The 24,565-nt window shown below is 63.5% G+C and carries 23 protein-coding genes and 2 riboswitches; of the genes, 13 read left to right on the top strand and 10 right to left on the bottom strand.

The features are described from left to right. The first annotated feature begins 45 nt into the window (after positions 1 to 45). The 4 genes from J3A64_RS13245 to J3A64_RS13230 all read left to right on the top strand — a co-directional run bounded on the left by J3A64_RS13245 (position 46) and on the right by J3A64_RS13230 (position 4,331). Entirely contained in the window at positions 46 to 666 is a 621-nt protein-coding gene (locus J3A64_RS13245; protein WP_011773736.1) for a LytR C-terminal domain-containing protein, read from the top strand. Positions 667 to 838: 172 nt separating this feature from the next. Next, entirely contained in the window at positions 839 to 1,042 is a 204-nt protein-coding gene (locus J3A64_RS13240; RefSeq protein ID WP_011773737.1) for a cold-shock protein, read from the top strand. Between the two features lie 323 nt (positions 1,043 to 1,365). Then, positions 1,366 to 2,991, top strand: a complete 1,626-nt coding sequence (gene groL / locus J3A64_RS13235) for a chaperonin GroEL (RefSeq protein ID WP_011773738.1) — start codon at positions 1,366 to 1,368, stop codon at positions 2,989 to 2,991. Positions 2,992 to 3,215: 224 nt separating this feature from the next. Next, positions 3,216 to 4,331, top strand: coding sequence for a ribonuclease HI family protein (locus J3A64_RS13230; RefSeq protein ID WP_210064491.1), 1,116 nt, complete (start codon positions 3,216 to 3,218; stop codon positions 4,329 to 4,331). A 113-nt stretch (positions 4,332 to 4,444) separates the two neighbouring features. Here J3A64_RS13230 and J3A64_RS13225 read toward each other — a convergent pair whose 3' ends face one another. The 4 genes from J3A64_RS13225 to J3A64_RS13210 all read right to left on the bottom strand — a co-directional run bounded on the left by J3A64_RS13225 (position 4,445) and on the right by J3A64_RS13210 (position 7,759). Next, entirely contained in the window at positions 4,445 to 4,735 is a 291-nt protein-coding gene (locus tag J3A64_RS13225; protein ID WP_011773740.1) for a WXG100 family type VII secretion target, read from the bottom strand. Positions 4,736 to 4,857: 122 nt separating this feature from the next. Further along, positions 4,858 to 6,321, bottom strand: a complete 1,464-nt coding sequence (locus J3A64_RS13220) for a HAMP domain-containing sensor histidine kinase (protein WP_043469838.1) — start codon at positions 6,319 to 6,321, stop codon at positions 4,858 to 4,860. Positions 6,322 to 6,324: 3 nt separating this feature from the next. Further along, positions 6,325 to 7,035 carry a response regulator transcription factor gene (locus J3A64_RS13215; protein ID WP_024819794.1) on the bottom strand — a complete coding sequence of 237 codons (711 nt, stop codon included), beginning with the start codon at positions 7,033 to 7,035 and terminating at the stop codon, positions 6,325 to 6,327. 88 nt (positions 7,036 to 7,123) lie between these two features. Then, positions 7,124 to 7,759: a LysE/ArgO family amino acid transporter gene (locus tag J3A64_RS13210; protein ID WP_011773742.1), complete on the bottom strand. Its 636-nt coding sequence runs from the start codon at positions 7,757 to 7,759 to the stop codon at positions 7,124 to 7,126. Between the two features lie 68 nt (positions 7,760 to 7,827). On the opposite strand from J3A64_RS13210, the gene J3A64_RS13205 reads away from it, so the two are divergent. Together J3A64_RS13205 and J3A64_RS13200 are read left to right on the top strand one after the other, a co-directional pair. Then, positions 7,828 to 8,769 (top strand): LysR family transcriptional regulator ArgP, encoded by a 942-nt coding sequence (locus J3A64_RS13205; RefSeq protein WP_210064490.1) that lies wholly within the window; start codon positions 7,828 to 7,830, stop codon positions 8,767 to 8,769. A 60-nt stretch (positions 8,770 to 8,829) separates the two neighbouring features. Beyond that, complete coding sequence (locus J3A64_RS13200) at positions 8,830 to 9,051, top strand: hypothetical protein (RefSeq protein ID WP_014920913.1); 222 nt, start codon at positions 8,830 to 8,832, stop codon at positions 9,049 to 9,051. Between the two features lie 21 nt (positions 9,052 to 9,072). Here the strand turns inward: J3A64_RS13200 and J3A64_RS13195 are convergent, their stop codons facing one another. From J3A64_RS13195 to J3A64_RS13175, 5 genes are all read right to left on the bottom strand, one after another. Continuing rightward, positions 9,073 to 11,265 carry a multicopper oxidase family protein gene (locus J3A64_RS13195; protein ID WP_210064489.1) on the bottom strand — a complete coding sequence of 731 codons (2,193 nt, stop codon included), beginning with the start codon at positions 11,263 to 11,265 and terminating at the stop codon, positions 9,073 to 9,075. Between the two features lie 12 nt (positions 11,266 to 11,277). After that, a complete protein-coding gene (locus tag J3A64_RS13190; RefSeq protein ID WP_011773746.1) occupies positions 11,278 to 11,751 on the bottom strand; it encodes a hypothetical protein in 474 nt (157 codons plus the stop codon). Between the two features lie 211 nt (positions 11,752 to 11,962). Then, positions 11,963 to 13,621: a DNA repair helicase XPB gene (locus tag J3A64_RS13185; protein WP_011773747.1), complete on the bottom strand. Its 1,659-nt coding sequence runs from the start codon at positions 13,619 to 13,621 to the stop codon at positions 11,963 to 11,965. Positions 13,622 to 13,664: 43 nt separating this feature from the next. Continuing rightward, positions 13,665 to 16,130 (bottom strand): helicase-associated domain-containing protein, encoded by a 2,466-nt coding sequence (locus tag J3A64_RS13180; protein ID WP_011773748.1) that lies wholly within the window; start codon positions 16,128 to 16,130, stop codon positions 13,665 to 13,667. Positions 16,131 to 16,183: 53 nt separating this feature from the next. Continuing rightward, a complete protein-coding gene (locus J3A64_RS13175; RefSeq protein ID WP_014920916.1) occupies positions 16,184 to 16,399 on the bottom strand; it encodes a hypothetical protein in 216 nt (71 codons plus the stop codon). 226 nt (positions 16,400 to 16,625) lie between these two features. On the opposite strand from J3A64_RS13175, the gene J3A64_RS13170 reads away from it, so the two are divergent. Genes J3A64_RS13170 through J3A64_RS13160 form a run of 3 tightly spaced genes read left to right on the top strand, consistent with a single transcriptional unit; the run spans position 16,626 to position 18,956 of the window. Next, positions 16,626 to 17,009, top strand: coding sequence for a cold-shock protein (locus J3A64_RS13170; protein ID WP_011773749.1), 384 nt, complete (start codon positions 16,626 to 16,628; stop codon positions 17,007 to 17,009). Between the two features lie 8 nt (positions 17,010 to 17,017). Next, positions 17,018 to 17,605 carry a DUF3027 domain-containing protein gene (locus tag J3A64_RS13165; RefSeq protein ID WP_011773750.1) on the top strand — a complete coding sequence of 196 codons (588 nt, stop codon included), beginning with the start codon at positions 17,018 to 17,020 and terminating at the stop codon, positions 17,603 to 17,605. Between the two features lie 43 nt (positions 17,606 to 17,648). Continuing rightward, entirely contained in the window at positions 17,649 to 18,956 is a 1,308-nt protein-coding gene (locus J3A64_RS13160) for an MFS transporter (RefSeq protein ID WP_011773751.1), read from the top strand. Positions 18,957 to 19,022: 66 nt separating this feature from the next. Here J3A64_RS13160 and serC read toward each other — a convergent pair whose 3' ends face one another. Then, positions 19,023 to 20,153 (bottom strand): phosphoserine transaminase, encoded by a 1,131-nt coding sequence (gene serC / locus J3A64_RS13155; protein WP_011773752.1) that lies wholly within the window; start codon positions 20,151 to 20,153, stop codon positions 19,023 to 19,025. Between the two features lie 293 nt (positions 20,154 to 20,446). On the opposite strand from serC, the gene J3A64_RS13150 reads away from it, so the two are divergent. The 4 genes from J3A64_RS13150 (at position 20,447) to J3A64_RS13130 (ending at position 24,558) form a co-directional block, all read left to right on the top strand. Next, a complete protein-coding gene (locus tag J3A64_RS13150; RefSeq protein WP_011773753.1) occupies positions 20,447 to 21,142 on the top strand; it encodes a metal-dependent transcriptional regulator in 696 nt (231 codons plus the stop codon). Between the two features lie 182 nt (positions 21,143 to 21,324). Further along, positions 21,325 to 21,565: riboswitch (cyclic di-AMP (ydaO/yuaA leader) on the top strand. A 4-nt stretch (positions 21,566 to 21,569) separates the two neighbouring features. Then, a complete protein-coding gene (locus J3A64_RS13145) occupies positions 21,570 to 22,406 on the top strand; it encodes a M23 family metallopeptidase (protein ID WP_011773754.1) in 837 nt (278 codons plus the stop codon). 139 nt (positions 22,407 to 22,545) lie between these two features. Then, a riboswitch (cyclic di-AMP (ydaO/yuaA leader) is annotated at positions 22,546 to 22,713 on the top strand. 338 nt (positions 22,714 to 23,051) lie between these two features. Then, positions 23,052 to 23,840: an NlpC/P60 family protein gene (locus J3A64_RS13135; RefSeq protein WP_210064488.1), complete on the top strand. Its 789-nt coding sequence runs from the start codon at positions 23,052 to 23,054 to the stop codon at positions 23,838 to 23,840. Between the two features lie 217 nt (positions 23,841 to 24,057). Beyond that, positions 24,058 to 24,558, top strand: coding sequence for an HNH endonuclease (locus J3A64_RS13130; RefSeq protein WP_014920921.1), 501 nt, complete (start codon positions 24,058 to 24,060; stop codon positions 24,556 to 24,558). Positions 24,559 to 24,565 lie beyond the last annotated feature (7 nt).

Genomic DNA, 24,565 nt, shown 5'->3' with positions numbered 1-24,565 from the left:
CCAGGCTGATCTGTCAGCAGCAACCAGCAAGGACACAGCTTCACCATGACCAAATATGCCAAGGACGAATTCGACCGGGTTCCGCAGAACACGTCCCGTCAAGGCGTTCACCGCGACGCCCAAGAGACCGCACGCCCCACTCTGTGGCCGGTCCTGACCGTTGGGGCAGTGGCCTTGGTGCTTGGGCTGGTGGCCTTCCTGATCCTCCCCAACCTTGGGCTGGTAGCACCCAGCGCTTCGTCGAACACCACGACGCCGGCACCCCAGCAGACATCTACGGCGCCGTCCGCTGAACCCACCGAATCCAGCAGCGCACCTACCGCTTCCAGCGAACCCAGCAGCGAACCGACGCCGTCGGAATCTCCTTCTGCTACCCCGTCGTCCGCTCCGGTGGATAAGAGCACTCCGGTGGCTGTGTACAACGGCGCGGGGACTGCGGGCTTGGCAGGGCGTGTGGCAGGCCTCGTCCAGGGCGACGGTTGGGCGCTGAGCACGGTAGGAAACTGGGGCGGACTGCCGCAGCAGACGTCCGTAATCTTCTACAACGCGCCCGAGCAGAAGGCCAACGCGGAGGCCTTGGGTACGCTACTGGGCATCCAGACCATCGTGGAAACGCCCGAGGTTCAACAGCCGCTGGTGGTTGTGGCCGGGCCCGGTTACCAATAAGCTCCAGGCTCCTTCCGCAGCTGAAATTCCCCAACTCGGTTAAGCCTCAATAACAAAAGCGGTGCCCTGGCCATCCACAGCAGCGCGGTGCCAGTGACAATGGTTACAGTGGATTAATTCCGGTACGGAGATCCCGGCTACCGGTCTTGGCTACTGCGAAAGTGTGGGCATCATGGCTTTGGGAACCGTCAAATGGTTCAACGCCGAAAAAGGATACGGCTTCATCACTGTGGATGAATCCGGCGACGACGTCTTTGTGCACTGGTCCGCCATCCAGATGGATGGCTTCCGTGCCCTCGAAGAAGGTCAGCGGGTTGAGTTCGAACTGGGGGAGGGGCAGAAAGGCCCACAAGCCGAAGGTGTTCGCGTCGCGTAGTTCCGCTCCTGGATCCGTGCCCGTCACGTCAGCCCTCGGCTGAAATCCCTTTGTATGTAGAGCAAAGTGGCATCTCTGCTTGCACTCTCCCCGGTCGAGTGCTAATTATTGATTTAGCACTCCTATGGTTCGACTGCTAAACCCGGCCCGGCTAACCCCGGCGGCGGACAGGCATTGGACCGGCGGAGGATCAAGAAACACCTTGGTGGGGTGAGGTCTGGAGCGCGGGGCATACAGAGGCCGCAAGCAAAGGACCGTCCGTCGCGGGCACCCCATCTGACAGGTACCTTCTTAACGACTGTCCCGAAAGGACTACCGCCGTTATGGCCAAGATCATTGCATTTGATGAAGAGGCTCGCCGCGGCCTCGAGCGGGGCCTGAACATCCTCGCAGACGCCGTCAAGGTCACCCTCGGCCCGCGTGGACGCAACGTCGTCCTCGAAAAGAAGTGGGGCGCCCCCACGATCACCAACGATGGTGTTTCCATCGCCAAGGAGATCGAACTGGACGATCCTTACGAGAAGATCGGTGCAGAACTGGTCAAGGAAGTTGCCAAGAAGACGGATGACGTCGCTGGCGACGGTACCACCACTGCAACCGTACTGGCCCAGGCACTGGTGAAGGAAGGCCTGCGCAACGTTGCCGCCGGCGCCGACCCGCTGTCCCTCAAGCGCGGTATCGAGAAGGCTGTTGAGGCAGTCATCAGCGAACTGCTGGCCTCCGCCAAGGAAATCGAAACCAAGGAAGAGATCGCAGCTACGGCTTCCATCTCCGCCGGCGACCCGGAAATCGGCAGCCTCATCGCCGAAGCCCTGGACAAGGTGGGCAAGGAAGGCGTCATCACGGTCGAGGAATCCAACACCTTCGGCCTGGAGCTCGAACTCACCGAAGGCATGCGCTTCGACAAGGGCTACATCTCCGCTTACTTCGTCACCGACGCAGAGCGCCAGGAGACGGTCCTCGAAGACCCGTACATCCTGATCGTCAACTCCAAGATCTCCAACGTGAAGGAACTCGTCACGGTTCTGGAGAAGGTCATGCAGTCCAACAAGCCGCTGCTGATCATCGCCGAAGACATCGAGGGCGAAGCCCTGGCCACCCTGATCGTCAACAAGATCCGTGGCACCTTCAAGTCCGTTGCCGTCAAGGCTCCGGGCTTCGGTGACCGCCGCAAGGCACAGCTTGCCGACATCGCCATCCTCACCGGTGGTCAGGTCATCTCCGAAGAAGTTGGCCTCAAGCTCGAAAACGCTGGCCTGGAACTCCTCGGCACCGCCCGCAAGGTTGTTGTCACCAAGGACGAGACCACCATCGTTGAAGGTGCCGGCGACGCCGAGCAGATCGCAGGCCGCGTGGCCCAGATCCGCGCCGAGATCGAGAACTCCGACTCCGACTACGACCGCGAGAAGCTGCAGGAACGCCTGGCCAAGCTGGCCGGCGGCGTTGCAGTCATCAAGGCCGGTGCCGCAACCGAAGTTGAGCTCAAGGAACGCAAGCACCGCATTGAGGACGCAGTCCGCAACGCAAAGGCTGCTGTTGAAGAAGGCATCGTTGCCGGTGGTGGCGTTGCCCTCATCCAGGCTGGCGCCAAGGCATTCGCCAACCTCACCCTCCAGGGTGACGAGGCAACCGGTGCCAACATCGTCAAGGTTGCCATCGACGCACCGCTGAAGCAGATCGCCTTCAACGCCGGCCTCGAGCCGGGCGTTGTGGTGGACAAGGTTCGCGGCCTGCCTTCCGGCCACGGCCTGAACGCTGCCACGGGTGTCTACGAAGACCTTCTGGCTGCCGGCGTCAACGACCCCGTAAAGGTCACCCGCTCGGCTCTCCAGAACGCTGCTTCCATCGCTGGTCTCTTCCTGACCACCGAGGCCGTAGTTGCCGACAAGCCGGAGAAGAACGCTCCGGCTCCCGGCGGCGACGACATGGGCGGCATGGGCGGCTTCTAAGCCTCCCTGCTGTAGCGATACAGCGCCCAGCCTCACGCTGAACAGCATGACGACGGCGGTCCTCACCATGTGGTGGGGACCGCCGTTCTGCGTCGGCACCCCTGGCTGCGTCACCCAAGTAGGTAGCAGCAGATGCCCTATTGAGTGTTCAAAACGGCATCTACTACGACTCACTTGGGTACTATCACGGTTTCAGTGTCGGTGTGGTCTGGCAGGATTAACCCATGACGATTATTGCTGCCGCCGATGGTTCCGCCCTCGGTAATCCTGGGCCGGCCGGTTGGGCCTGGTACGTTGATGACTCCTGTTGGCGAGCAGGAGGTTGGCCGCACGGTACCAACAACCAGGGTGAACTGATGGCCGTCCTGGACCTGTTCCGGTCCACGGCCCACGTGCCGCAGGAAGAGCTGCTGATCCTTTGCGACAGCCAATACGTCATCAACTGCATCACCAAGTGGATGCCGGGTTGGAAACGGAAGGGCTGGCGGAAGGCAGACGGCAAGCCGGTGCTGAACGTGGACCTTCTCAAAGACATTGACCAAGCGATCGTTGGCCGCAAATACACCTTCGAATGGGTCAAGGGCCACGCGGGCCACGACCTCAACGAGGCCGCAGACGAGCGTGCTCGCGCAGTTGCCACGGCCTACCAGCAGGGCGTAGCGCACAGGGCCGGCCCTGGGTTCCCCGGTGCGCAGGGGGAGGGTACGGCACAGGCACAGGCACAGGCGCAGGCCCAGACGAAGGCTCAGGTGCAAGGCAAGGCACAGACGGATGTTGAGTCTCAGCCGCGTGCGGAAGAGCGCGTACAGGCCCGTTCGTCCATGCCCGTCCCGGCAACCGCTGCCGCCGGAGTCTCCCCGGCAGCCGTCGGTTCTGCACCCCCGAAGGCTGACCGCAGCTCCCGGCCGCACTTTGAGCCGACACTCTTTGGCGAGTCCGGCATGTTTGGCCAAGCTGATCTTTTCAGTGAACTGGATGTTGACGCTTCCACGCAGCAACTGTCGGCTGAGGACACGGTCCTGGCTTTGGAGCGGGAACTGCTCAAGCCTGACGTGAGGGCTGATATTGGCAGGATCGGCGTGCTGCTCCACCCGGACTTCGCGGAGATTGGCAGCTCGGGCAGGTTCTGGACGCGGGACGCCATGATGATGGCATTGGAAGAGGACCCCGGCGAACCCACCGAACTGGAACTACTCAGCGCGGACCGGCTCAGCGACAACACCATTTTGCTGAATTACCGCAGCTTCGCGCACACCGGCTCGGCGCTCCGCAGTTCTGTCTGGTTGCTGGACCGCGGTCAATGGCGGCTGCGGTTCCATCAAGGGACTGTTGAGAATTAAGCCGGAGAATTAGCGCCGGATGCGAGTTGTTCCTGACCTGCGAGGCGGCTGCACAGGGGGAAGACAGCCGTCCCGCAGGAGTTCATGGAGCGGGAGAACCGCGCACGGTTCAGCTAGTACGTGAAGCGCTGGGTGTTACCTTGCTCCACTTCCACATAGCTTGCGGCAGCTGAGGACAAGGCCATGTTGATGGAAGCCAAGGAGGCTTCAACCTTGCTCTGCGTCAGCGACCATTCAAGGACAAGCGCCTGAAAATTCGTGGCAGCTGTTCCCCGCCAGGTCGCCTCAAGTTCCTCCAAGCCTCGCCTCATGGTCTGAACATCAGAACTGATCCGATCAACAGTTCCTTTGACGTTGGCCGACTTGAGCTGGAGCAGTTCGGTATCGACGGAGATGACGCTCATGGGTGATGCCTTTCGACGAAGATGTTCCGCGTGTTGCGGTGGGAAGCGTGGGCCACAACATCGAGCCTAAGCAGCCACCCGCAACCGCAGAACAACGGTTCGTCGCTATGTGGACAACGGGGCTATGTGGATAACAGCGCCGCAGATTCCTCATGGTACGGAAGGCTGACCACCAAAGTGGCGCCGCCGCCGTCGGTCTCTCCCACGTCGACCGTGCCGCCGTGGGAGGCGACAATCGCTGCAACAATCGCAAGGCCGAGGCCGCTGCCGCCCGTCTCCCTGGTGCGTGAGGTATCCGCACGGTAGAAACGTTCAAAGATCTTGTTGGTTTCCGTCTCCGGAATGCCCGGCCCGTGATCGCGGATCTCGATGACGGAAACTGAACCCGTCGGGGTCTTTCGAACACCGACAGCGAGTTCTATGGGGCTTCCCTCGGGTGTGTACCGCAGCGCATTTCCCACCAAGTTCCCGATGACTTGCCGAAGTTTGGCTTCGTCACCCTGGACCGGCGCAGCAGTGGGGGAGCTGCCGTCCAGTCCGGTGAGCGTGATGGTCCGGTCTCCGGAGGAGGCCTTGGTATCCACCACAGCATCGTGTGCAAGGAGCTGCAGGTCCACGGGCTTGAGCTGAAGGGGGCGCTGCTCATCGAGGCGGGCCAGCATCAAGAGGTCTTCCACCATGGAACCCATGCGCTTGGCTTCGCTTTCGATCCTGCCCATCGCCATGGCCACGTCCTCCTTGGTGGCCAAGGCTCCGTGACGATACAGCTCCGAGAAGCCGCGAATGGTGACCAACGGCGTGCGCAGCTCATGGGAGGCATCGGCCGCGAAGCGGCGCATGCGCCCTTCGGACGCGGCACGGGCAGCGAAAGAGGCCTCGATGTGGGCAAGCATGGCATTCAAAGAGCCGCCCAGCCGTCCGACCTCGGTGTGAGGGTTATCCACTTCAACGCGGCGGGACAGGTCACCGGCAGCAATGGCCGCAGCCGTCTTTTCCACCTTGGCGAGCGGACGGAAGGACCGTGCCACAGTCCAGGTGGCGATGAAGAAAGCCAGCACCAGGGTCAACAGGCCCACGCCCACTACCACCAGGACTGCGTGCTCCATCACTTTGTCCACTGGTGTGAGCGGCAGCCCAATGATCACTACGCCGTTCTGGCCGTTGGCAGTGACGCCAATGGCCACCACGCGCCAGTTGCTACCGGCGGTGCCCCTGACCTGGAAGGGGGAGTTACCGCGGAGCTTGGCTTCAGCTGCGGTGATGTTCGCGATCGCGGGACGGTCACTCTGGCTACCGCCGAAGGGATAGGGCTCCAGCCCGGGTACGTACAGCGTCAGCGAGTAGTCCGTGGGAACTGTGGAGTCAGTGGGAGCCGTAGGGTTGGGCTGCGCCAGCTTGTCAAAGGACTGCTGGTCCTGCGCCAAGGCGACGGCGGCCTTGAGTTTGTCGTCCACCTGGCCTTGCAGGTAACTCTTGACGAGCGTCAGCGTTCCCGCACCCGTGGCAGCCAAGGCGAGCAGGAGCAAGCCCATAATGATGGCGACGAGTTGCGACCGCAGGGACGCCGATTTCCAGCGAAGCAGCAAGGGTCAGCGCTTCTCTGCCGTTCGCAGCACGTAGCCCACGCCGCGCTTGGTCTGGATGAGGGCCGCGGCATCGGGATCGATGTCCACCTTGCGTCGCAGATAGGAAATGTACGACTCCACGATCGAGGCGTCACCGTTGAAGTCGTACTCCCAGACGTGGTCCAGGATCTGGGCCTTGGACAGCACGCGGTTGGGATTCAACATGAGGTAGCGCAGGAGCTTGAACTCGGTGGGGGACAGCTCGATCACCGTGCCTCCACGGCGGACCTCATGGGCGTCGTCGTCGAGTTCAAGGTCGTCAACGCGGATCACGGCATCGTCGTCCTCAAGTGGCTGCGTACGGCGAAGGACGGCGCGGATGCGGGCCACCACTTCGTCCAGGCTGAAGGGTTTGGTGACGTAGTCGTCGCCACCGACTGTGAGGCCGGTGACTTTGTCCTCGGTATCGTCCTTCGCCGTGAGGAACAGGACGGGGAAGTGCTTGCCGGCAGCACGGAGGCGGCGCGTCACCGTGAAGCCATCCATGTCAGGCAGCATGACATCGAGGACTGCCAGGTCCGGTGAGTGGAGGTCGGCCGCTGCGAGGGCTTCGCGACCATTGGCGGCCGCGACGACCTCGAAGCCTGCAAACCGCAGCGACGTGGACAGCAGCTCGCGGATGTTGGGCTCGTCGTCGACAACAAGAAGCTTGGCTTCAGGACCGTTCTTTTTCATGACATCCATGATGCTCCCAGAAACTGGGAGTTTTCTGGATGCCGCATGGGAGCGGGCTGCGTGGCCGCGGCGGTGTGCTTGTGCCACTTCAGGCCCCCAGCACCAACCCCGCTCCCAACGCCACCATGGTCACGGCGATCCCGCCGTCCAGGAATCTCCAGGACATGGGCCGGGCAAAGAAGTTTCGGAGGAATCGTGCGCCAAATCCCAGTGATGAGAACCAGACGATGCTGCCCAGCATGGCGCCGGCCCCGAACCACCACTGCAATTGAGCTCCTTGGGCACTGGCTATGGAGCCGAGAAGGGCAATATCCAGGTATACGTGCGGGTTGAGCCACGTCAGGGCGAGGACGGTGGTGACGGCCGCGGCGAGACCGCGCTTCGCGCCGCCGTCTTTGGCTGCTCCTTCACTCGTTGTCAGCGACTGCGGACGCAACGCCCGGCGGGCTGCCATGAGGCCGTATGTCACCAGGAATGCAGCCCCCACGTAGCGAAGAATCACGACGGCGGCCGGAGCTGCCGTAATAAGGGCGCCGGTGCCAAGGACTCCGGCCGCGATAAGGACGGCGTCGGACAACGCGCATACAGCCACAATAGGGACGATGTGCTCGCCCCGGATTCCCTGGCGGAGCACAAAGGCGTTCTGTGCTCCGATGGCGACGATGAGGGCGAGCCCGGTGGCCAGGCCGAGGCCTGCTGAGTGGAAGAAATCAATAGAGTTCACCCTTCGAAATTACGTTTCCAGAGGTATTTAGAACAGCTAAATATTCTCAAGCCACGTAAGATCTCCTTATGTCCCATTTCCCCTCCGAACAGCTGCTGACCTTTGCCACGGTCCTCTCCGAGGGCACACTGGATGCTGCCGCCCGCCTGCTGCACATCACGCCGTCGGCGGTCTCCCAACGGCTGAAGGCGCTCGAACAGTCGGCCGGCAGGGTCCTGCTGCAACGCAGCAACCCTGCCCAGGCCACCGAAGCCGGCGAGGTTGTGCTGCGTCTGGCCAGGCAGGTGGCGCAACTCGAAGCCGATGCCGGGCGGGAACTGGGGTTGGGTGCCGACGCAGCGCAACTTGCCGTACCGATCGTGGTCAACGCGGATTCCCTGGCGGTGTGGTTCCTTAAGGCGCTGGCCCAGGTGCCCGGAGACCTCAACGTCACCTTCGACCTCCACCGCGACGACGAACAACACTCCACTTCCTTGCTTCGCTCAGGCACGGTCATGGCCGCCGTCACCGCCACGCCCGAACCCGTGCAGGGGTGCCGCGTAGAAAGCCTCGGGGTCATGCGGTACCGCGCCGTCGCGGCCCCGCACTTTGTGGAGCGCTGGTTCCCGGGGCTGGATAAGGGCTTTGATGGGGCAACACTCAACGCGGCCACCACCGTGGACTTCGACCGCAAGGACACCTACCAGTGGGCCTTCGTGCAGTCGGCGTTCACGGCTGAGGGTCGCCCGGTTCCGGGCCGGAAAGGACCGCGCCATTACGTCCCAGCTTCCCAGGACTTCGGCGACGCGATCCGGTTAGGCCTCGGCTGGGGGCTGATTCCGGAAGTTCAATGCGGGCCGGATATAGCGGACGGCCGGCTGATCGAACTCGCCCCGGACCGGCCTTTCGATGTGCAGCTCTACTGGCAGCGGTGGAGGACGGCATCCCGGGTGTTGGACGTGCTCAGTGAAACCGTCCGCGACGTTTCGGCCCGGTATCTGCGGAGGCCCGGGACCGTCGGGACCCCTTGAAATCCGAACACGCCCACGGATGCTTCAAAAAATGTCAGTGCCCCGATCCACACTTAAAACATGGCAAACACAGCAGCTCCAGTAAGCATCCACCAGCACCGTAACAGCGACGTCGAATTCCATGTGACGTATCTGGATACCGATTCAGGCCGCGTTCGCCGCGAGGACTTTGATGACCTGGCCGCAGCCGAACGGTTCGCCAGTGCCCAACTCCGCGATGACGACGGCTGGGCCGTAGTGGACCACGTCACCATCGAAGTCACCAGCCGGATGGTCGCCTGAGGCGCAAGCCTCAGCTGTCCATCACTCCGGCCGGTTGTGGGAATGGCCGCCGTGCACGAACGGCGACGACACGCCTTGGTACTTCAGCAGCATCATCATCCCCTCTGCCGCGTGGTCCAGGTTGTGGCAGTGGTCCATCCAGATGCCAGGGTTGTCGGCGTGGAGCAGCAGTTCCCAAACTTCGCCCGGCAACACATCCACGGTGTCCAGGATGAGCGGTGATCCGCTTGGGGTCACGCCGTTCCTGCTCAGTACTTGCACATGATGACCGTGGGGGTGCATCGGATGAGGTTCGGAGGTGCGGTTTACTACCGTCACTTTCACGGTGTCGCCCTTAGCTACCTCAATGGACGGAACCAGCGGATAAGCAGCCCCGTTCACAGTAAAGGCGTACCGGGGAATGCCGTCTACAAAGCGGAACTGCCGGTCCAACACCATCACCTCCTCACGGGTGATGGGCCGCTTTGCCGCCTTCCCGCCACCATCCTTTTCCCCACCATCCAATTCCTCGAGCCTGGGTTTGCCATACTTCAACAGGTCGAGCACGGGTGTGGTGGTGAAGACGCCTGCCGGCGCTTTGTCCGGGACCACGTCTTCAGGCGTGGCAGCCTCATCTGCGGCAGGTGAACCGGGCGGGGCAATGACCACTACGGCACTGGCCGCGGTGTCCGAGCGCACGGTCACTGGTGTGGCTGGCATGGTGAAGGCGATGTCCACCCGGCCGCCGGCTCCGAGTCGCAGCAATTTGCCGGTTACGTCCTGGGGCTGGTTCACTTCGGTCCCATCAACCGCCACGGCTTTGAAGGCGGTGCCTTGGATCAGGTACCGCTGCTGCACGGAATCGGTGTTGATAAGCCGCACCCGCACGTTTGAGCCAGGGGCGGCCGTGTGGGCACTGCCACGGTCTGAGGAGCCCAGCAACCCCAGACCGCTCAGGTCGTGCCCTGCCACCACAATGTCCGTGTCAGCACGGGGCGAAGCGGGGTGGTGCACGACGAACGTGCCGTAGAGGCCCTTGCGAACCCCCTCGGCCGAATCTTGATGGGTGTGATACCAGTAGGTGCCCGTTTGGGCGGCCGCGAAACGATACGTCATGGACTCCCCGGGCATCACGGCGTCCTGAGTAGCGCCCGCCACTCCATCCATCGCATTGGGGACGTCGTAACCGTGCCAGTGGAGCGTCACGCCGGCAGTTACGTCCCGGTTGTTCAGCACCACTTCCATGACTTCGCCTAGTTGGGCCTCCAATGCCGGGCCCGGAAGGCTGCCGTATGTCCAGGCTTCCGTGGTCTGCCCGGATGGCAGCGTCACCTGTTCCACCCTGGCCGTCAGCTCGTAGTGCCGGACCACGGCGGCGGCGGGGGCGTCGCCCACCAGGCTGGTCACTGGCGTCGGATCCGTCACCGGTGCGCCAGTGCCGCCATGATGCCCGACGGCGGCAGCGATGGTCGCGCCGTCGGCGGACCGGCTCCCAAGCCAGGCGAAGACACCCGAGCCCAAAGCGGTACAGATCATGAGCCCGGCAACCGCAGCAGCCGCCGTCGGCCGCCTGCCGAGGGGAGAGGCGCCGCCGCGGCGTCCTGCCCGAACTGACACGCCTGCCCGAACAGCCGCGTCGTCCCGAGCGGCCGCACCTTCCCTGGCGACGCGTTGCGGCGTAAACAGGGCGAGCTTGGCGATCAGCACACTGGCGGCCACCATGAACAGCAGCACCACGAGGCTCCAGAGGGCCGGGAACGGCCCAAGGATGAACGTTAGTGCCAGTGATGCCACAGCTGACGAGGCAGCCGCCACCATGGCCAGAACGGCCCACTCGCGGGACCGTCCCGGACGCCCGGGGTCTCCTGTGACGGGTTTGGAGCCGGTGTTCCGCCTCCTCAGCAAGAACGGAACACCGGCCGTCGCGGCCCAAGCCGCGGGGATGGCGGTCAGAGGCACGTTGATGGTTACGCGTTCGCTGGCAAACCACCAACTGCCCGCCACCAAAGCAGGAAGCAATGCGTACCGGCCCACTGTCAGTGCGACGGCTGCACCCACCAACAGCAATGCCAGGTCAATCCCGCGGGATTTGTCCGGTTTACTGTCGGTGTTTGGAGAAGCGGTGCTTGAAGCGTCCGTCCTCACGGACGCTGTCAACCAGGCGGCGGCAATCCATGCGCCGGCCGCCAAGGCGGACAGCACCAGGTCTACCGCCAGCAGCTGCGAGGTGTTCACAGCTGCCGTTGGTCAGGCTGTTCTTGGCGAGGTGGAAGCATCCGAGGATGCCGCCTTGGGAGGCAGCGGTTGGGGATTAAGGGCCGCCGCCCGGGCGCGTTTGAACAGCCAGTAGGACATGAAGATCATCAGCACACCAACGATGGGGTGGATGGAGACCACCCACGAGCCTGCCGGGGTGATGAATTCCGGCGAGGACCCGGTCAGCATGCCGCCGATGATGAAGATGAACAGCTGGAGCCACGTCAGCAGGAAAATGCCTGCCGCCAGCCAGATCGTCCGGGATCCCATCCGGGCAATGGCCGCGACGATTGCAGCCAGCAATGCCGCATAGCGCAACACATATTGGCCATTAACTGCGTGGTAGACGCCCGCTTCACGTTGGGCTTCGATGGTGTTTTGGAAGTGGAAGTATCCGGCGAAGAACAGCTGTGCGAGTGCGGACAGCAGGACGATCGCGGAGAGGACCAGGAGGGCTTTGCGCATTGGGGAATCCTCTGGTGGAAATTCTCAGATTCTTCTAGGCCTTCAAACCGTCGGCTCCCTGGCTGCGGGATTCCCCCACCGCCGACGGCTGGCCGCCGGGCTGCCTGGACCAGGGGCAACCTTTAAGGGCGGAGAGCTTCACTAGGAATCGTAAAGTCGCTGGAGATGATTAGCAAGGGCCCTGAGGTTCTTTGTCCCAAGACCAGCCAGGCTACTGTGCCTGACCAGCGTCCTTGCCCACATCTTTGGCATCCATGATCCGGTAGGCGTAGCCCTGCTCGGCCAGGAACCGTTGGCGTTTCGCAGCGAAATCCTGGTCCAGGGTGTCCCTCGCCACCAGCGAGTAGAAACGGGCTGCGCGGCCGTCCTGCTTGGGACGCAGGAGGCGTCCCAAGCGCTGGGCCTCCTCCTGCCGCGAGCCAAAGGAACCTGAAACCTGGATGGCGACCGATGCTTCAGGCAGGTCGATGGAGAAGTTGGCCACCTTGGACACCACCAAGGTGTGGATCTCACCCTTGCGGAACGCGTCGAAGAGCTTCTGCCGTGCCTTGACGCTGGTTTCGCCCTTGATCAGGGGAGCGTCCAACCTTTCGGCAATCTCGTCCAACTGGTCGATGTACTGGCCGATCACCAGCAACTGCTCGCCCTTGTGGACGGCTACGAGCTCTTCCACCAGTTTGGTTTTGGTTTCCGAGGTGGCGCACAGCCGGTACTTGTCAGCATCCTCAGCCATGGCGTAAGCCACCCGCTCGTCGCGGGGGAGGTCCACGCGCACTTCAACACAGTCGGCGGGGGCGATGTAGCCCTGTGCCTCAATGTCCTTCCACGGTGCGTCGTATCGTTTGGGTCCGATCAGGCTGAACACCTCGCCTTCACGCCCGTCCTCGCGCACCAACGTTGCCGTGAGGCCGAGCCGCCGCCGGGCTTGGAGATCCGCTGTCATCCGGAAGATCGGGGCGGGCAGCAGGTGGACCTCGTCATAGATGATGAGGCCCCAGTCATGCCCGTCCACGAGTTCCAGGTGCGGGTAGAGCCCGCCGCGCTTTGTGGTCAGGACCTGATAGGTGGCGATGGTGACGGGCCGGACTTCCTTGACCGCGCCCGAGTACTCGCCGATTTCGTCCTCCGTCAACGATGTCCGCTTGAGCAATTCGTCCTTCCACTGCCGCGCAGAGACGGTGTTGGTGACCAGGATCAGTGTGGTGGTGGAGGACGTGGCCATGGCTGCCGCGCCTACCAGCGTCTTTCCCGCACCGCAGGGAAGCACGACGACGCCGCTGCCGCCGGCCCAGAAGTTCTCCGTGGCCAGCTTTTGGTAAGGGCGCAACTGCCAGCCGCTTTCGTCCAGCATGATCAGGTGTGGTTGCCCGTCCACATAGCCGGCAAGGTCCTCAGCGGGCCACCCAAGTTTGAGGAGCAACTGCTTCAACTGTCCACGCTGGGAGGAATGCACCACCACCGTTTCGCCGTCGATCCGCGGCCCCAGCAGGGGAGCGATCTTCTTGGCACGGATGACTTCTTCCAGCACCGGATAGTCATCGGTCCGCATCACCAGCCCGTGCTGCGGATCCTTCTCAAGCCGCAGCCGGCCATAGCGGGACATGGTCTCTTCCACATCGATCAGCAAGGCGTGCGGCACGGGAAAGCGCGAGTACTTCAGCAGCGTATCCAGCACCTGTTCCGCATCCAGCCCTGCCGCCCGGGCGTTCCAGAGACCCAACGGCGTCAGCCGGTAGCTGTGCATATGTTCCGGGGCGCGCTCCAACTCGGCGAACGCGGCGATGGCGTGGCGTGCCTCGGTAGCGAGCTCGTGGTCGACCTCCAGCAGGATGGTCTTGTCACTTTGTACGATCAGCGGACCGTCGGTCACTGTTGAATCCTCACTTGCGCAGTTCTCAGGGACGGCGCTGTTTTCATGTACGCAGTTCTCCTGCGGGTTCCACATCGATGATCCGGTGGATGGACAACACCCGTTCGGTGTCCTTGGCGGGATCGAACACCCTGACACGCCCACCGGAGACGGATACAGGAACAACGGTTTCGGTGTTGGCATTCCCCAAGCTGTCCACCACGTTCATGGTGACCGCCTGTTTGAGCCGGATGGCCGTCTGCAGTGTCTCCAGGCCCAGCTGGGTGGACGCCTCGCCCGCCGCTTCAGCCGGGACGGCGCGGTGTTGCCGCAGGACCGAAAGCTGTGCTTCGACGTCGTCGTCCGGCGGAGCCATTCGGGGCGCCGAGTAGACAGGCCGTGCGCTGCCCGGCACCGCCGTGGTCCGTTTGAAACGCACGACGGCGGGCTCGGCCTCCTGCACGGCAGGCGAGAGTCCCAGCTCGCGAAGGACACGCGCAGTCTCGCGCGGACTGGCGGAGGACGTCAGAACGGTGGGGGCGATGCGCACCAGGCTCAAGACGGACGTCCGGGCCTCGCGCAGGAGATCGGTGATGGCAGTTTCGTCGTCGCTCTGGATGAAGCTGGCACTCGTGCCGATACGGAGCCGGCCATGCCGGGACGCGGTGTCCTGGACAAGGTACTCCAAAGGTTGGGGCACGTCCGTGGCGGAATGCTCACGAAGGAACGCCAACAGCGATTCCGCATCCTGTCCGGCGTCGAGCGCCCTCCGGATGGTGGCGGCTGAGAAACGGTAGATCGACGCCGGGCCCTGCCCCTCGGCGTCGGCCATCAACAGCAAGGTCTCGCTGAGTTCCGGCGCAAGGTAACCGGGCGCCACGGCCGTGAGATCTGCTTGGAGGAGGATGTGGTTCACCGCAGCGGGCAAATGTTCGCCGAGGATGGTCATGGCTTGTTCCGGCTGGCCGTCAGCGATGGCCGAACCCAACTGCGTCAACGCACCGGATCCCATCAGGCCAAGGATCGTGGCTTCCTCAAGGATGCCGCGCACCAGGGAACTGAACCGGCGGGACATCCGTGGCTGCGCCCACTCGGCCCGCTGCAGCACGGCCCTGGCATCCAGGACGGGCGCCTTCCCGTCCGGCGCTGCGGCCTCCACAGTGAGCTCATTCAGGATCTCCAGGACCCGCCGGCGCACCACCGGGGCGTCGGGCCGTTGTGCCTCCGCGGATAAGGCGTTGATGGTGGTGCCTGCCGCGCCTTGATGGGCGGCCGACGACGACGGGCCAGCGAGAGGCTGCCCCACCAATGAAGGTGCCCGCTCGCTTGCCAGCCATGCGTTGACCAGCCACAGCCACTGTTCCTGCCGGGGCAGGTTGAGCCATTCGAGCGACGGTGGCTGTACCCACGTGGAGCTGTCCACGTCCAAGCGGAGCAGCCCTGCCATGGCGCACAACTCCAGGAGGATGGCCGTCTCATGGGCACCTAAACGGATGGACTCTGCCAAACGCCGCAGTTCGCGCACGCCCACACCGCCGCTCCGAAGGGTAGCCAGAGGCTGCTCCCGGACTGCGAACAAAAGCTCAGCCGCCAGCCGCAAAATCTCGGCGATGGCCCCCATGGCAGCATTGCGTCGCAGGGCAGCACTCGTATGGCCGAGTTCCGGAACCGGTGGGGCGAGCGTGAAATCATCCACGATTGCACCACCACGCAAGGCAAGGCCCACGCTGTGGGGCAGCTCCACGTGGCCGGCGTCCAAAGGGACCAGCAAACCCCGCGCCAACAGCCAGTCGATGGGCCCCACATCATGGCTTTCGTGGGTGACCGAAGCCCGGCGCTGCGCCTGGGGTACTGCGCCCATGGCCCAGCTGCCGAACTTGTCCAACAAGGCCACCGTCCGGTCGGGTGCCGTGGCCAGGATGGCGCGCAGGTTCTCCGGAGTGGAGGTCCAGCGCTGCAAGGCCAGGGCCGCGTCCATTGGAGTGCTGGCGGGGTGGATACCGGCACCGCTTTGATGAAGCTCGGCCACCAACTGCACTACCCGCTGGGCAAAGGCCGGTTGTAGCCGTACCAGTTCTGTATAGCTCCGCCCAAGACCCGCAGGGTAGATTCCGATGACGTCTTTGAGGCTGCCCACCGGAAGGTAGAAGCGCTGACGGGACGAGGTTGCCGGCGAGCCGGTGGGCGGATCTGCCCGATGTACCAGGGCCAGATCCTGCAATTTGGCGAGGATGGGGTCCAGCGCCGAAAGGGTGGAACCCGCAATGACCTTCTTCAGCCCGGCCGAGGAAATACTGTGGCCGGTATCGGCATTGGTGCACAGGTGCAGTGTTTCCAGGACCTGCATCTCGGGCTTGTTCAACCGTTCCAAGGCACGTTGGACACTGACCCGTGCGCTCGCCCTCGCAGCCAAAGCCGGGAAGTCAGGCGCCATGGGGGAGATGAGGTCCGGTCGCGCGGCAAACAAGGCCCGCAGCGAATCGTCGCTGCGCGCTTCGAGTTCCTTGCTGAGCGCGCGTATCAGGGACATCAATCCAACGTTACCGCCCCCGGGCCCCTCGTGCCTGTCAGTGGGGCCGTGGGTTACTGCCGGCGGCGTTGGCGAACAGAGTCAAGCACCAGAACTACGGCGAGCATGAAGGCTACGGGAAGTCCGTAAAGGGCCGCCCACGTTACCCACACCGGTGGCACGCCCCCGTTGAATGCGACAGCCATGACCGTGCCCACGGCAGCCAGGGAGATGACGGCAATGACGGCGGCGATGATCATGATGGGGCGGCGGTAACCCGGGGAAGTCATGCCAATAACGCTAGCAGCAGCACGCGAAGCCGATTCATGGAAGCAACTGTTGTCATCTTCGCGTACCGCGTGGTCGCGGCAAAGCGGGAATAGGGGGTCCGGCAGGATAACCTTGAAGGAACAGACCAACACGGACCGGGCTGTCGCCCTCGATCCCGCAGATAACTGTGGATGCGGTGAATGGCCCGACGTGTCTCCCAAAGCAAGAACGAAGAAGGTTGATTACGTGCCTACCGGCAAGGTCAAGTGGTATGACAAGGAAAAAGGCTTCGGATTCCTCGCGGCTGAAGACGGCCAGGAAGTATTCCTGCCCAAGACGTCCCTGCCCGCGGGCGTAACGGAGCTCAAAGCCGGGACCCGCGTGGAATTCGGTGTGGCCGACGGCCGCCGTGGAGCACAAGCACTTGGACTGCGTGTCTTGGAGAAGACGCCGTCCATTGCCAAGGCCAAGCGCATGAACGCCAGGGACCTCGCGCCGATGGTCCAGGACCTGGTCACCGTGCTGGACAATCTCTCCGGCTCCCTGTCTTCAGGCAAATACCCCGACGGCAACAAGGCCAAGGCCATCAGCATGGCACTGCGCAAGGTTGCCGACGAGCTGGAAGCCTAGGACCGGCCATGACATCGGAATCCGCACAGGACACCAAGGCCGTCCCTGACGCTGCCCAGGCTCCTGCAAACGGGGACGCCCCCGCGCGGAAGCCCGTCGCGGCCAAGCCCCGCGCCGGTTTGCCCGTGTGGCGCACGGGCAAGCCGGACGCGTTCCTGGCTGCCGCCGTCGATACTGCACGTGAGGCTGTTGAAGGCATCGCCAACCCGGGCGAAGTCGGCTCGCACCTGGGCGCCAAGTCGGAGGGGGACCGTGTGGTCACCCATCTGTTCGAGTCCAGGCTCGCCGGCTACGGCGGCTGGCAGTGGTACGCCGTGGTGACCCGTAACTCGCGCTCCAAGATCGTGACTGTCAGCGAGCTTGGTTTGTTGCCCTCCGAGGATTCCATCCTGGCTCCTGAATGGGTGCCGTGGGCCAAACGCGTCCGTCCCGAGGATGAGACGCCGCTGGTCGAAGAGACCGTTGAGGATGTCACGGAAGCGTCCGTGCAGGCGGCCGAAGACGAGGCCACTGAACCGGCTGATGAGGCTGCTGAATCCGACGAACCCGAAATCGCCGACGAAAGCGCCGACGACGACGAAGCCGGGGCTGAATAGGCGTTGCGGAAACCCGGAGTGACCACATCGAAGGCGGACGCTGATGTCCACCTTTAGGTCACTCGGAATCCTCAACTACCGCATCTGGTTCTTCGGTGCGCTGATCTCCAACATCGGCACGTGGATGCAGCGCACGGCGCAGGACTGGTTGGTCTTTGACCACCTGACCGCGCACGACGCCGGTGCCATGGGCATTACTCTGGCGCTCCAACTCGGTCCCCAGCTTTTCCTTGCTCCGTGGGCGGGGCTGCTGGCTGACCGTTATAGCCGGCGGAAACTTCTCCTCATCACTTTGGTGGCCATGGCCCTGCTCAGCACGGGGCTGGGTGTGCTGGTGCTGCTGGGGGTCGCCGAACTCTGGCACGTCTACCTCTTTGCTTTGATGTTGGGAATCGTGACCGCCTTGGACGCTCCCGTCCGTCAGACGTTCGTCTCCGAGCTGGTTACCGACGATTACCTGCCCAACGCGGTGGCCCTCAACAGTGCCTCCTTCAACGTGGCCCGGATGATCGGACCCGCTGTCTCGGGCGTGCTGACGGTGGTGGTGGGTCCCGGCTGGGTGTTCCTCATCAACACCGTGTCCTTCGTGGCCATGTTGTGGGCGCTCAAACTCATTCCTGCGTCATCGCTCCGCGTCCAGCCCCGTGCGGCGGCGGGGAAGGGGCGCATCCGGGAGGGGTTGCGCTACGTCCGGAACAGGCCGGATATCCAAGTGGTCCTGGTGGCCATCTTCATTGTGGGCACTTTCGGGCTCAACTTCCCCTTGTTCATCGCCGCGATGGTGGGAACCCAATTCGGCATGGACGCGGGTGCGTTCGGAGCGTTGAACTCCGTCATGGCCATCGGATCCGTGACCGGTGCACTGCTGGCTGCCCGACGCGGACGGCCGCGCCTCAGGCTGATCTTCGGCGCCGCTGGCGGCTTCGGCATATCAAGCGCGCTTGCCGCCCTGGCCCCCAATGCTGTGCTCTTCGGGCTCGCCCTGGTTCCCTGCGGCCTGTTCGCCCTGACTTTGATCACCAGCGCCAACGGTTACGTGCAATCCACCACGGAGGCTGTGATGCGCGGGCGGGTCATGTCCCTCTATATGGCCATCTTCATGGGCGGCACCCCTATCGGGGCGCCGTTGGTGGGTTTGGTGGCCAACGTCGGCGGCCCCCGATGGGCAGTTGGCGTCGCCGCGGTTGCCGGCGTCAGCACCGCCGTCGTGGGTTTGCTGTGGATCATCCGCGCCAAGCAGCTGCGGCTCCGCTTTGACCGCCGGGCCCGCGGACTGAAGCACTTCCGGGTGGAGTCGCTGCTTGCCCGGCCGGATACGGACGACGACGGCGCAAGCCGGCAGGGCGGATAGCCCACCTTAAAAAGCGGCGGCGCCGTCCGGGAGCTACCCGCACGACGCCGACCAAAGCCCGTGGTGCTACTTCTTCAACTCGCCCACAACGTAATCGATGCTCGCGAGCAGTGCCGAAACGTCGTCCGGCTCGATGGCGACGAAGGTGGCGATGCGCAGCTGGTTGCGGCCGAGCTTACGGTACGGCTCGGTGTCCACCACGCCGTTGGCGCGCAGGACCTTGGCGATGGCTGCGGCGTCAATGGAGTCGTCAAAGTCGATCGTAGCGATGACGTTGGAGCGGTCCTCGGCGTTGGCAACGAACGGCGTTGCGTACTCGGATGCCTCGGCCCAGGAGTAGATACGGTTGGCGGAGTCTGCCGTGCGCTTGCTGGCGAAGTCCAGGCCGCCGTTGCTGTTGAGCCACTGCACCTGGGCGTCCAAGGTCACCAGGGTGGACAGCGACGGGGTGTTGTACGTCTGGTTCAGCTTGGAGTTGTCAATGGCGGTCTGCAGGTCCAGGAAGTCCGGGATCCAGCGGCCGCTTGCCTTGACCCGTGCCGCGCGCTCCAGGGCGGCGGGGGAGAAGAGGCCCAGCCAGAGGCCACCGTCGGAAGCGAAGTTCTTTTGGGGCGCGAAGTAGTAGACGTCCGACTCGGCGACGTCCACGTCCAGCCCGCCGGCTGCCGAGGTGGCGTCCACCAGGACGAGGGCGCCTTCGTCAGCCCCCTCGACGCGCTTGACGGGGGCGGCCACGCCGGTTGACGTTTCATTCTGGGGCCAGGCGTAGACGTCAACGCCGGCTTCGGCCTGTGCCACCGGGCGGGTGCCGGGTTCGGACTTGATGATGGAGGAAGCATCAAGGAACGGTGCCTTGTTGGTGGCGGCGGCGAACTTTGAGCCGAACTCGCCGAAGGAGAGGTGCTGTGCCTTCTGCTCTACCAGGCCAAACGCGGCCACGTCCCAGAACGCTGTGGAGCCGCCCACGCCGAGGACCACTTCATAGCCTTCCGGAGCGCGGAAGAACTGGCTGAGTCCTTCACGGACCGAACCAACCAGGTTCTTGACCGGAGCCTGGCGGTGGGAAGTGCCCAGGATGGTGGTCGATGCGGCAGACAACGCTTCGATCTGTTCCGGGCGAACCTTGGACGGTCCAGCGCCGAAGCGTCCGTCCTTGGGCAGCAGGTCGGCGGGAATGGTGATGCTGTTGTCGCTCACGTGGCGCTCCAATGGGTGTCGGCTAGAGATGGGAGGTGGCATGGGGCATCAACTGCCCCTTCGACACCCCAATTCTGCCTGACACGGCCCGCGCGCAGGAACCTGCGGCCGTCATAGTCCGCTACGTGGAATGCGGGCTCACCGAATGCGACCGGAATTATCCAGAGTAATTCCAAATAAGCTAGGCTGGTGGTTGGCGTTCAGGGGGCGGCGGTGCACACCGTCCGCCCTTGCTAGGGACGCGGTACGGTGGAGATTACGCAAGGAACTGCGTTCGAGGAGAGCTGAGCTGGATGACGGATCTGATCGATACCACTGAGATGTATCTTCGGACCATTTTGGAGCTTGAAGAAGAAAACATTGTGGCTCTCCGGGCGCGCATTGCCGAACGACTGCGCCACTCCGGACCCACTGTTTCCCAGACCATTGGACGCATGGAGCGCGATGGCCTGGTGATTGTGTCCAACGACCGCCACCTGGAACTGACTGAAGTGGGACGGAAGCGCGCCACCGAGGTCATGCGCAAGCACCGCCTCGCGGAGCGCCTCCTGGCCGATGTGATCGGTCTGGACTGGGCCTACGTGCATGATGAGGCCTGTCGCTGGGAGCACGTCATGAGCGAGCGGGTGGAGCGTCGGCTCTACGAGCTCCTGGAGCACCCCACGGAGTCTCCCTATGGCAACCCCATCCCCGGACTCGAAGCGCTTGGTGGCCTTGCCAGCCAGCCGTTCCCACGGCTCGATGTCAACCTTCTGCAGGCCATGGACGGCTATGCCGCGGATTCCCGTGTGGTGGTCAGCCGCCTCGCGGAGCCCATCCAGGTGGAGCCAGAGCTCCTGACCCAGTTGGACGAAGGCGGAATCCGTCCGGGCGCAAGTGTCTCGCTGGAGCGCGTCGGCGAGTACATCTCAGTACGGGTCCCCGGTATTGAGGGCGCGTTGGAGCTGCCTCCGGAAGTTGCCGCGCACGTCTTCGTCTCACTCAGCTGAGCGAAGCCCCAAAGCACCGTGTCAAACCTCACTTTGCCCGCTTCGGCGCGCGTGTGACCTGCGGTTTTCCGAAAAAGATGATAAAGGCCTCCTTCTCTCAGCGGCCTCCTGTTGATAACGAATTTATTACCGCAGGCCTTCATCCCCTATAGTTATCTACTAGCGCTGATACCAAAGCGTTACCTGATCCGGAGCCGAGCTCTGCCAGCGGATCAGGTGTGTCACCACCACTGGCAGAGGCGGGGGAACCACAAGCGGCTGTCTAAAGAAGCAGCCTTGGGGTGAAGTCCGCAGCAGAAGTGCCCACGTATGCAAGTCCCTCTTGGGATACCTGTGTGCCGTGAGCGCCTCGTGCGGACCGGGTCTTTGTACTCTCTGACCCGAATCCGACAGCTAACTTCGCAGGCTTTTGAGAGAGGAACAGAGTTTGACATCGCAGAACGTCAGGGGTCGCCGCCGCGCGTCCGGCCCCGCTGCTGAGCTGCGGCCAGCCACCGTCGTAACGGAGATCCGGCCCCGCGACACCGAGCGTCAGGTGCGCCGCCGTAAGAGCCCGCTGCGCCAGGTTGCCGACTTCGCTGCTGCCAGCGGCGTCGGGCAGAAGGCCGGAGTTGCGCTTGCCGCCACCGGGCTTGCCCTGACTGTCGGCCTGCCGGCTACAAGCCCCGTCATGGCCACGTCGGAATCAGGACAGACCGAATCGGCCCTCGCCGTCGCCGCCCCCGCCGGCAGCCAGCCCGAGGTTTCCGCTGCCGCGTCGGCCAAGATCGACTTCAGCCGCGCCGCAGTCGCTACTGCCGCGGACCCCGATGGAAAGCTGAAGCAGCTGCTCAGCGCCCAGTCTGCTGGAAGCATCCAGCGCGCCTCATCCGTTGGCACCATGGCCAGCCCCCTTGACACGCTCACCACGGCATCCCCCTTCGGTTACCGCATCAGCCCGCTCACGGGTGGTGCCGGTGACTTCCACCGCGGTCAGGACTTCGTAGCCCAGTGCGGCACGGCTGTGCACGCCGCAGCTACCGGCAAGGTCACTTTCGCCGGATGGCACGAGTACGGCGGAGGCAACCGCGTGGTGGTCGACCACGGCAATGGCCTCGAAACCACGTACAACCACCTGTCGTCCTTCACCGTCCAGGTAGGACAGACCGTGAACCGCGGCGACACCGTGGCCCTGAGTGGCACCACGGGCGCTTCCACCGGTTGCCACCTCCACTTCGAGGTCCAGGTCAACGGTGAAGTCGTAGACCCCATGGGCTGGCTCTAATCCCAGTCGATGGTCGCCTCTCGCATTAGCGAGACGTGCCGTGACCTGAATGTGACATTCGGGTCCAACTGTTGTAGCGTACAGAGCGCATCGGCTTTTTAGGGGGCCGATGCACTTGAGTGGATTGCCTAGCTCTGCCACCGCTCAAGGTCCGTTCGCAAAATCGTCTGGCAGGGGCGGGGGAACCACTTCCGGTCTTCGAAAGAAGGCCTAGGGGTTAAGTCGCAAAGCTTCCGTGGAAGCAGCGTGGCCGGATGACTCCCATCCGAATCCGACAGCTCACCTCGCAGGCACTGGGAGAGGCTACCTACGTGTCATCATGCACTACCCCTGCGCGGCTTAGCGCCCCAACGGTTCGCGCGAACCCGTCGAACACCCTTTGCAAGGCTGCATCATTCACGGCAGGTACCTCGCGCCATCTGGCGCCCGTACCGGCAGCAGCCCCGGCCTCCGCTCTCAGCAGGCCCGAATCAGCATCCCCTGCGTCAACGCTGCTGCACTCCGTAGCGTCCACCGGGACCTCATCCTCACGCTTCACCCTCCGCTAGAAATAATCCGGTTCGGGGTCGTCCAGCATGCCCCCATGTTGGCCAACCCACTACCCGTGTGCACCCCAACTGCACTCGGATACGAAAAGAGAAAATCATGACCAGTGCAAACAAGGTTGCGCGGCACCGTGCTGAGGCCCCCAAGACCAGCTCGCTTTCCGTCATCGCCAAGGCCGTCACCACCAACGCCGGTGGCGTTGGCCGCCAGGCAGCAGTTATCGCTGCAGCTTCAGGCCTGGTCCTGACCAGTGGGATCGCCGCCAACGCTGCCGAGACCAACGTGGATCGTGAATCGACGTCAACGTCCACTCTGGACGTGCAGTCCGTAGTCCAGGCCACCATCGCCGCGGACTCCACGGTGGCCATCTCCTACGAGCGCCCCGTTGTCACCACGGAGGAAGCCCCGGCCCCCGTTGTGATCGAAGAAGCTCAGGCCAAGGTTGAAGCCAAGGTTGAGCCCAAACAAGCAACCCCGGCGGCCGCTCCGGCAGCCACCGCGACCGTTGCCGTCAGCAGCCCGACCCCCGCTCCGGCAGCTCCGGCGGCTTCCAGCGGTCTCGGGGCAGCCATCGCTGCGGCTGCTTACGCCCAGATCGGCGTGACCCAGGACTGCACCATGCTGGTGACCAACTCCCTGGCGGCCGTGGGCATCAACTTCCACGACTGGCCCGCCGGCTATCTTTCCCTGGGCCGCACCGTCAGTGCAGCAGAAGCCCAGCCCGGTGACCTCGCCTACTACGCCAACGGTGGTTTGGCTGGACAGGCCCACATCGCTGTCTACGTCGGCAACGGCCAGGCAGTCCACGGTGGATGGAACGGATCCACCACGGCACTGTTCAGCGCCAACGTGGGCTCGGGCCCGGTTTTCATCCGCGTCAACGGCTAATTCTCAGAGCTTAGGAACACCCCGCAGGCTTCGGCCGGCGGGGTGTTCTGCTTTAACCGCGCATGAACTCTTGCCGACACCGCACACGAAATCACAGAAAAATTCGTTGATACGGCATATAAGTGCTTACCCTTATGGTGTCGATCCACAGCCCGTACAAGCAGAGGGCAGCCGGCCCTCGTGCCCCTGGCGGGTGCGGCCGTGAAGAGGTACGTGCATGCGCACACTCGTTCTGAATGCTGGATATGAACCGCTGGCGGTAATAACATTCCGCCGGGCGCTGGTCCTTGTGCTGACTGGGAAAGCTAGCGTAGTGGCCGAAGGCGACGAGCCTGTCGTCGGGCCACAGGAGATTCTCGGAAGACCTTCCGTGATCCTTCTCAACCGCTACATCCGTCCCCGGTACAACAGGATCACCGCCGTGAGTCGCCGCGGGGTACTTCGCCGCGACGGCCATCGCTGCGCCTACTGCGGGAAAACAGCCCACACCATAGACCACGTCCACCCCAAATCCAGGGGCGGCGCGGATTCCTGGGAAAACCTGGTTGCGGCGTGCTTGAAATGCAACAACGCCAAGAGCGACCACACGCTGGCTGAGATGGGCTGGAAGCTCCGTTTCAAACCCGGTGTGCCCCAGGGAACCATGTGGCAGATCAAAGAACTCGAGAAACCTGCGCCGGACTGGGACCCGTTCCTGTTGCCGGAATCCGCTGCCTGATCGATTT

It is taken from the genome of Pseudarthrobacter sp. PvP004 (assembly GCF_017876035.1).
In the GTDB taxonomy this organism is placed as follows: domain Bacteria; phylum Actinomycetota; class Actinomycetes; order Actinomycetales; family Micrococcaceae; genus Arthrobacter; species Arthrobacter aurescens_A.
The sequence above is the reverse complement of the archived record's forward strand: the minus strand, read 5'-3'. Positions and strand labels throughout refer to the sequence as shown.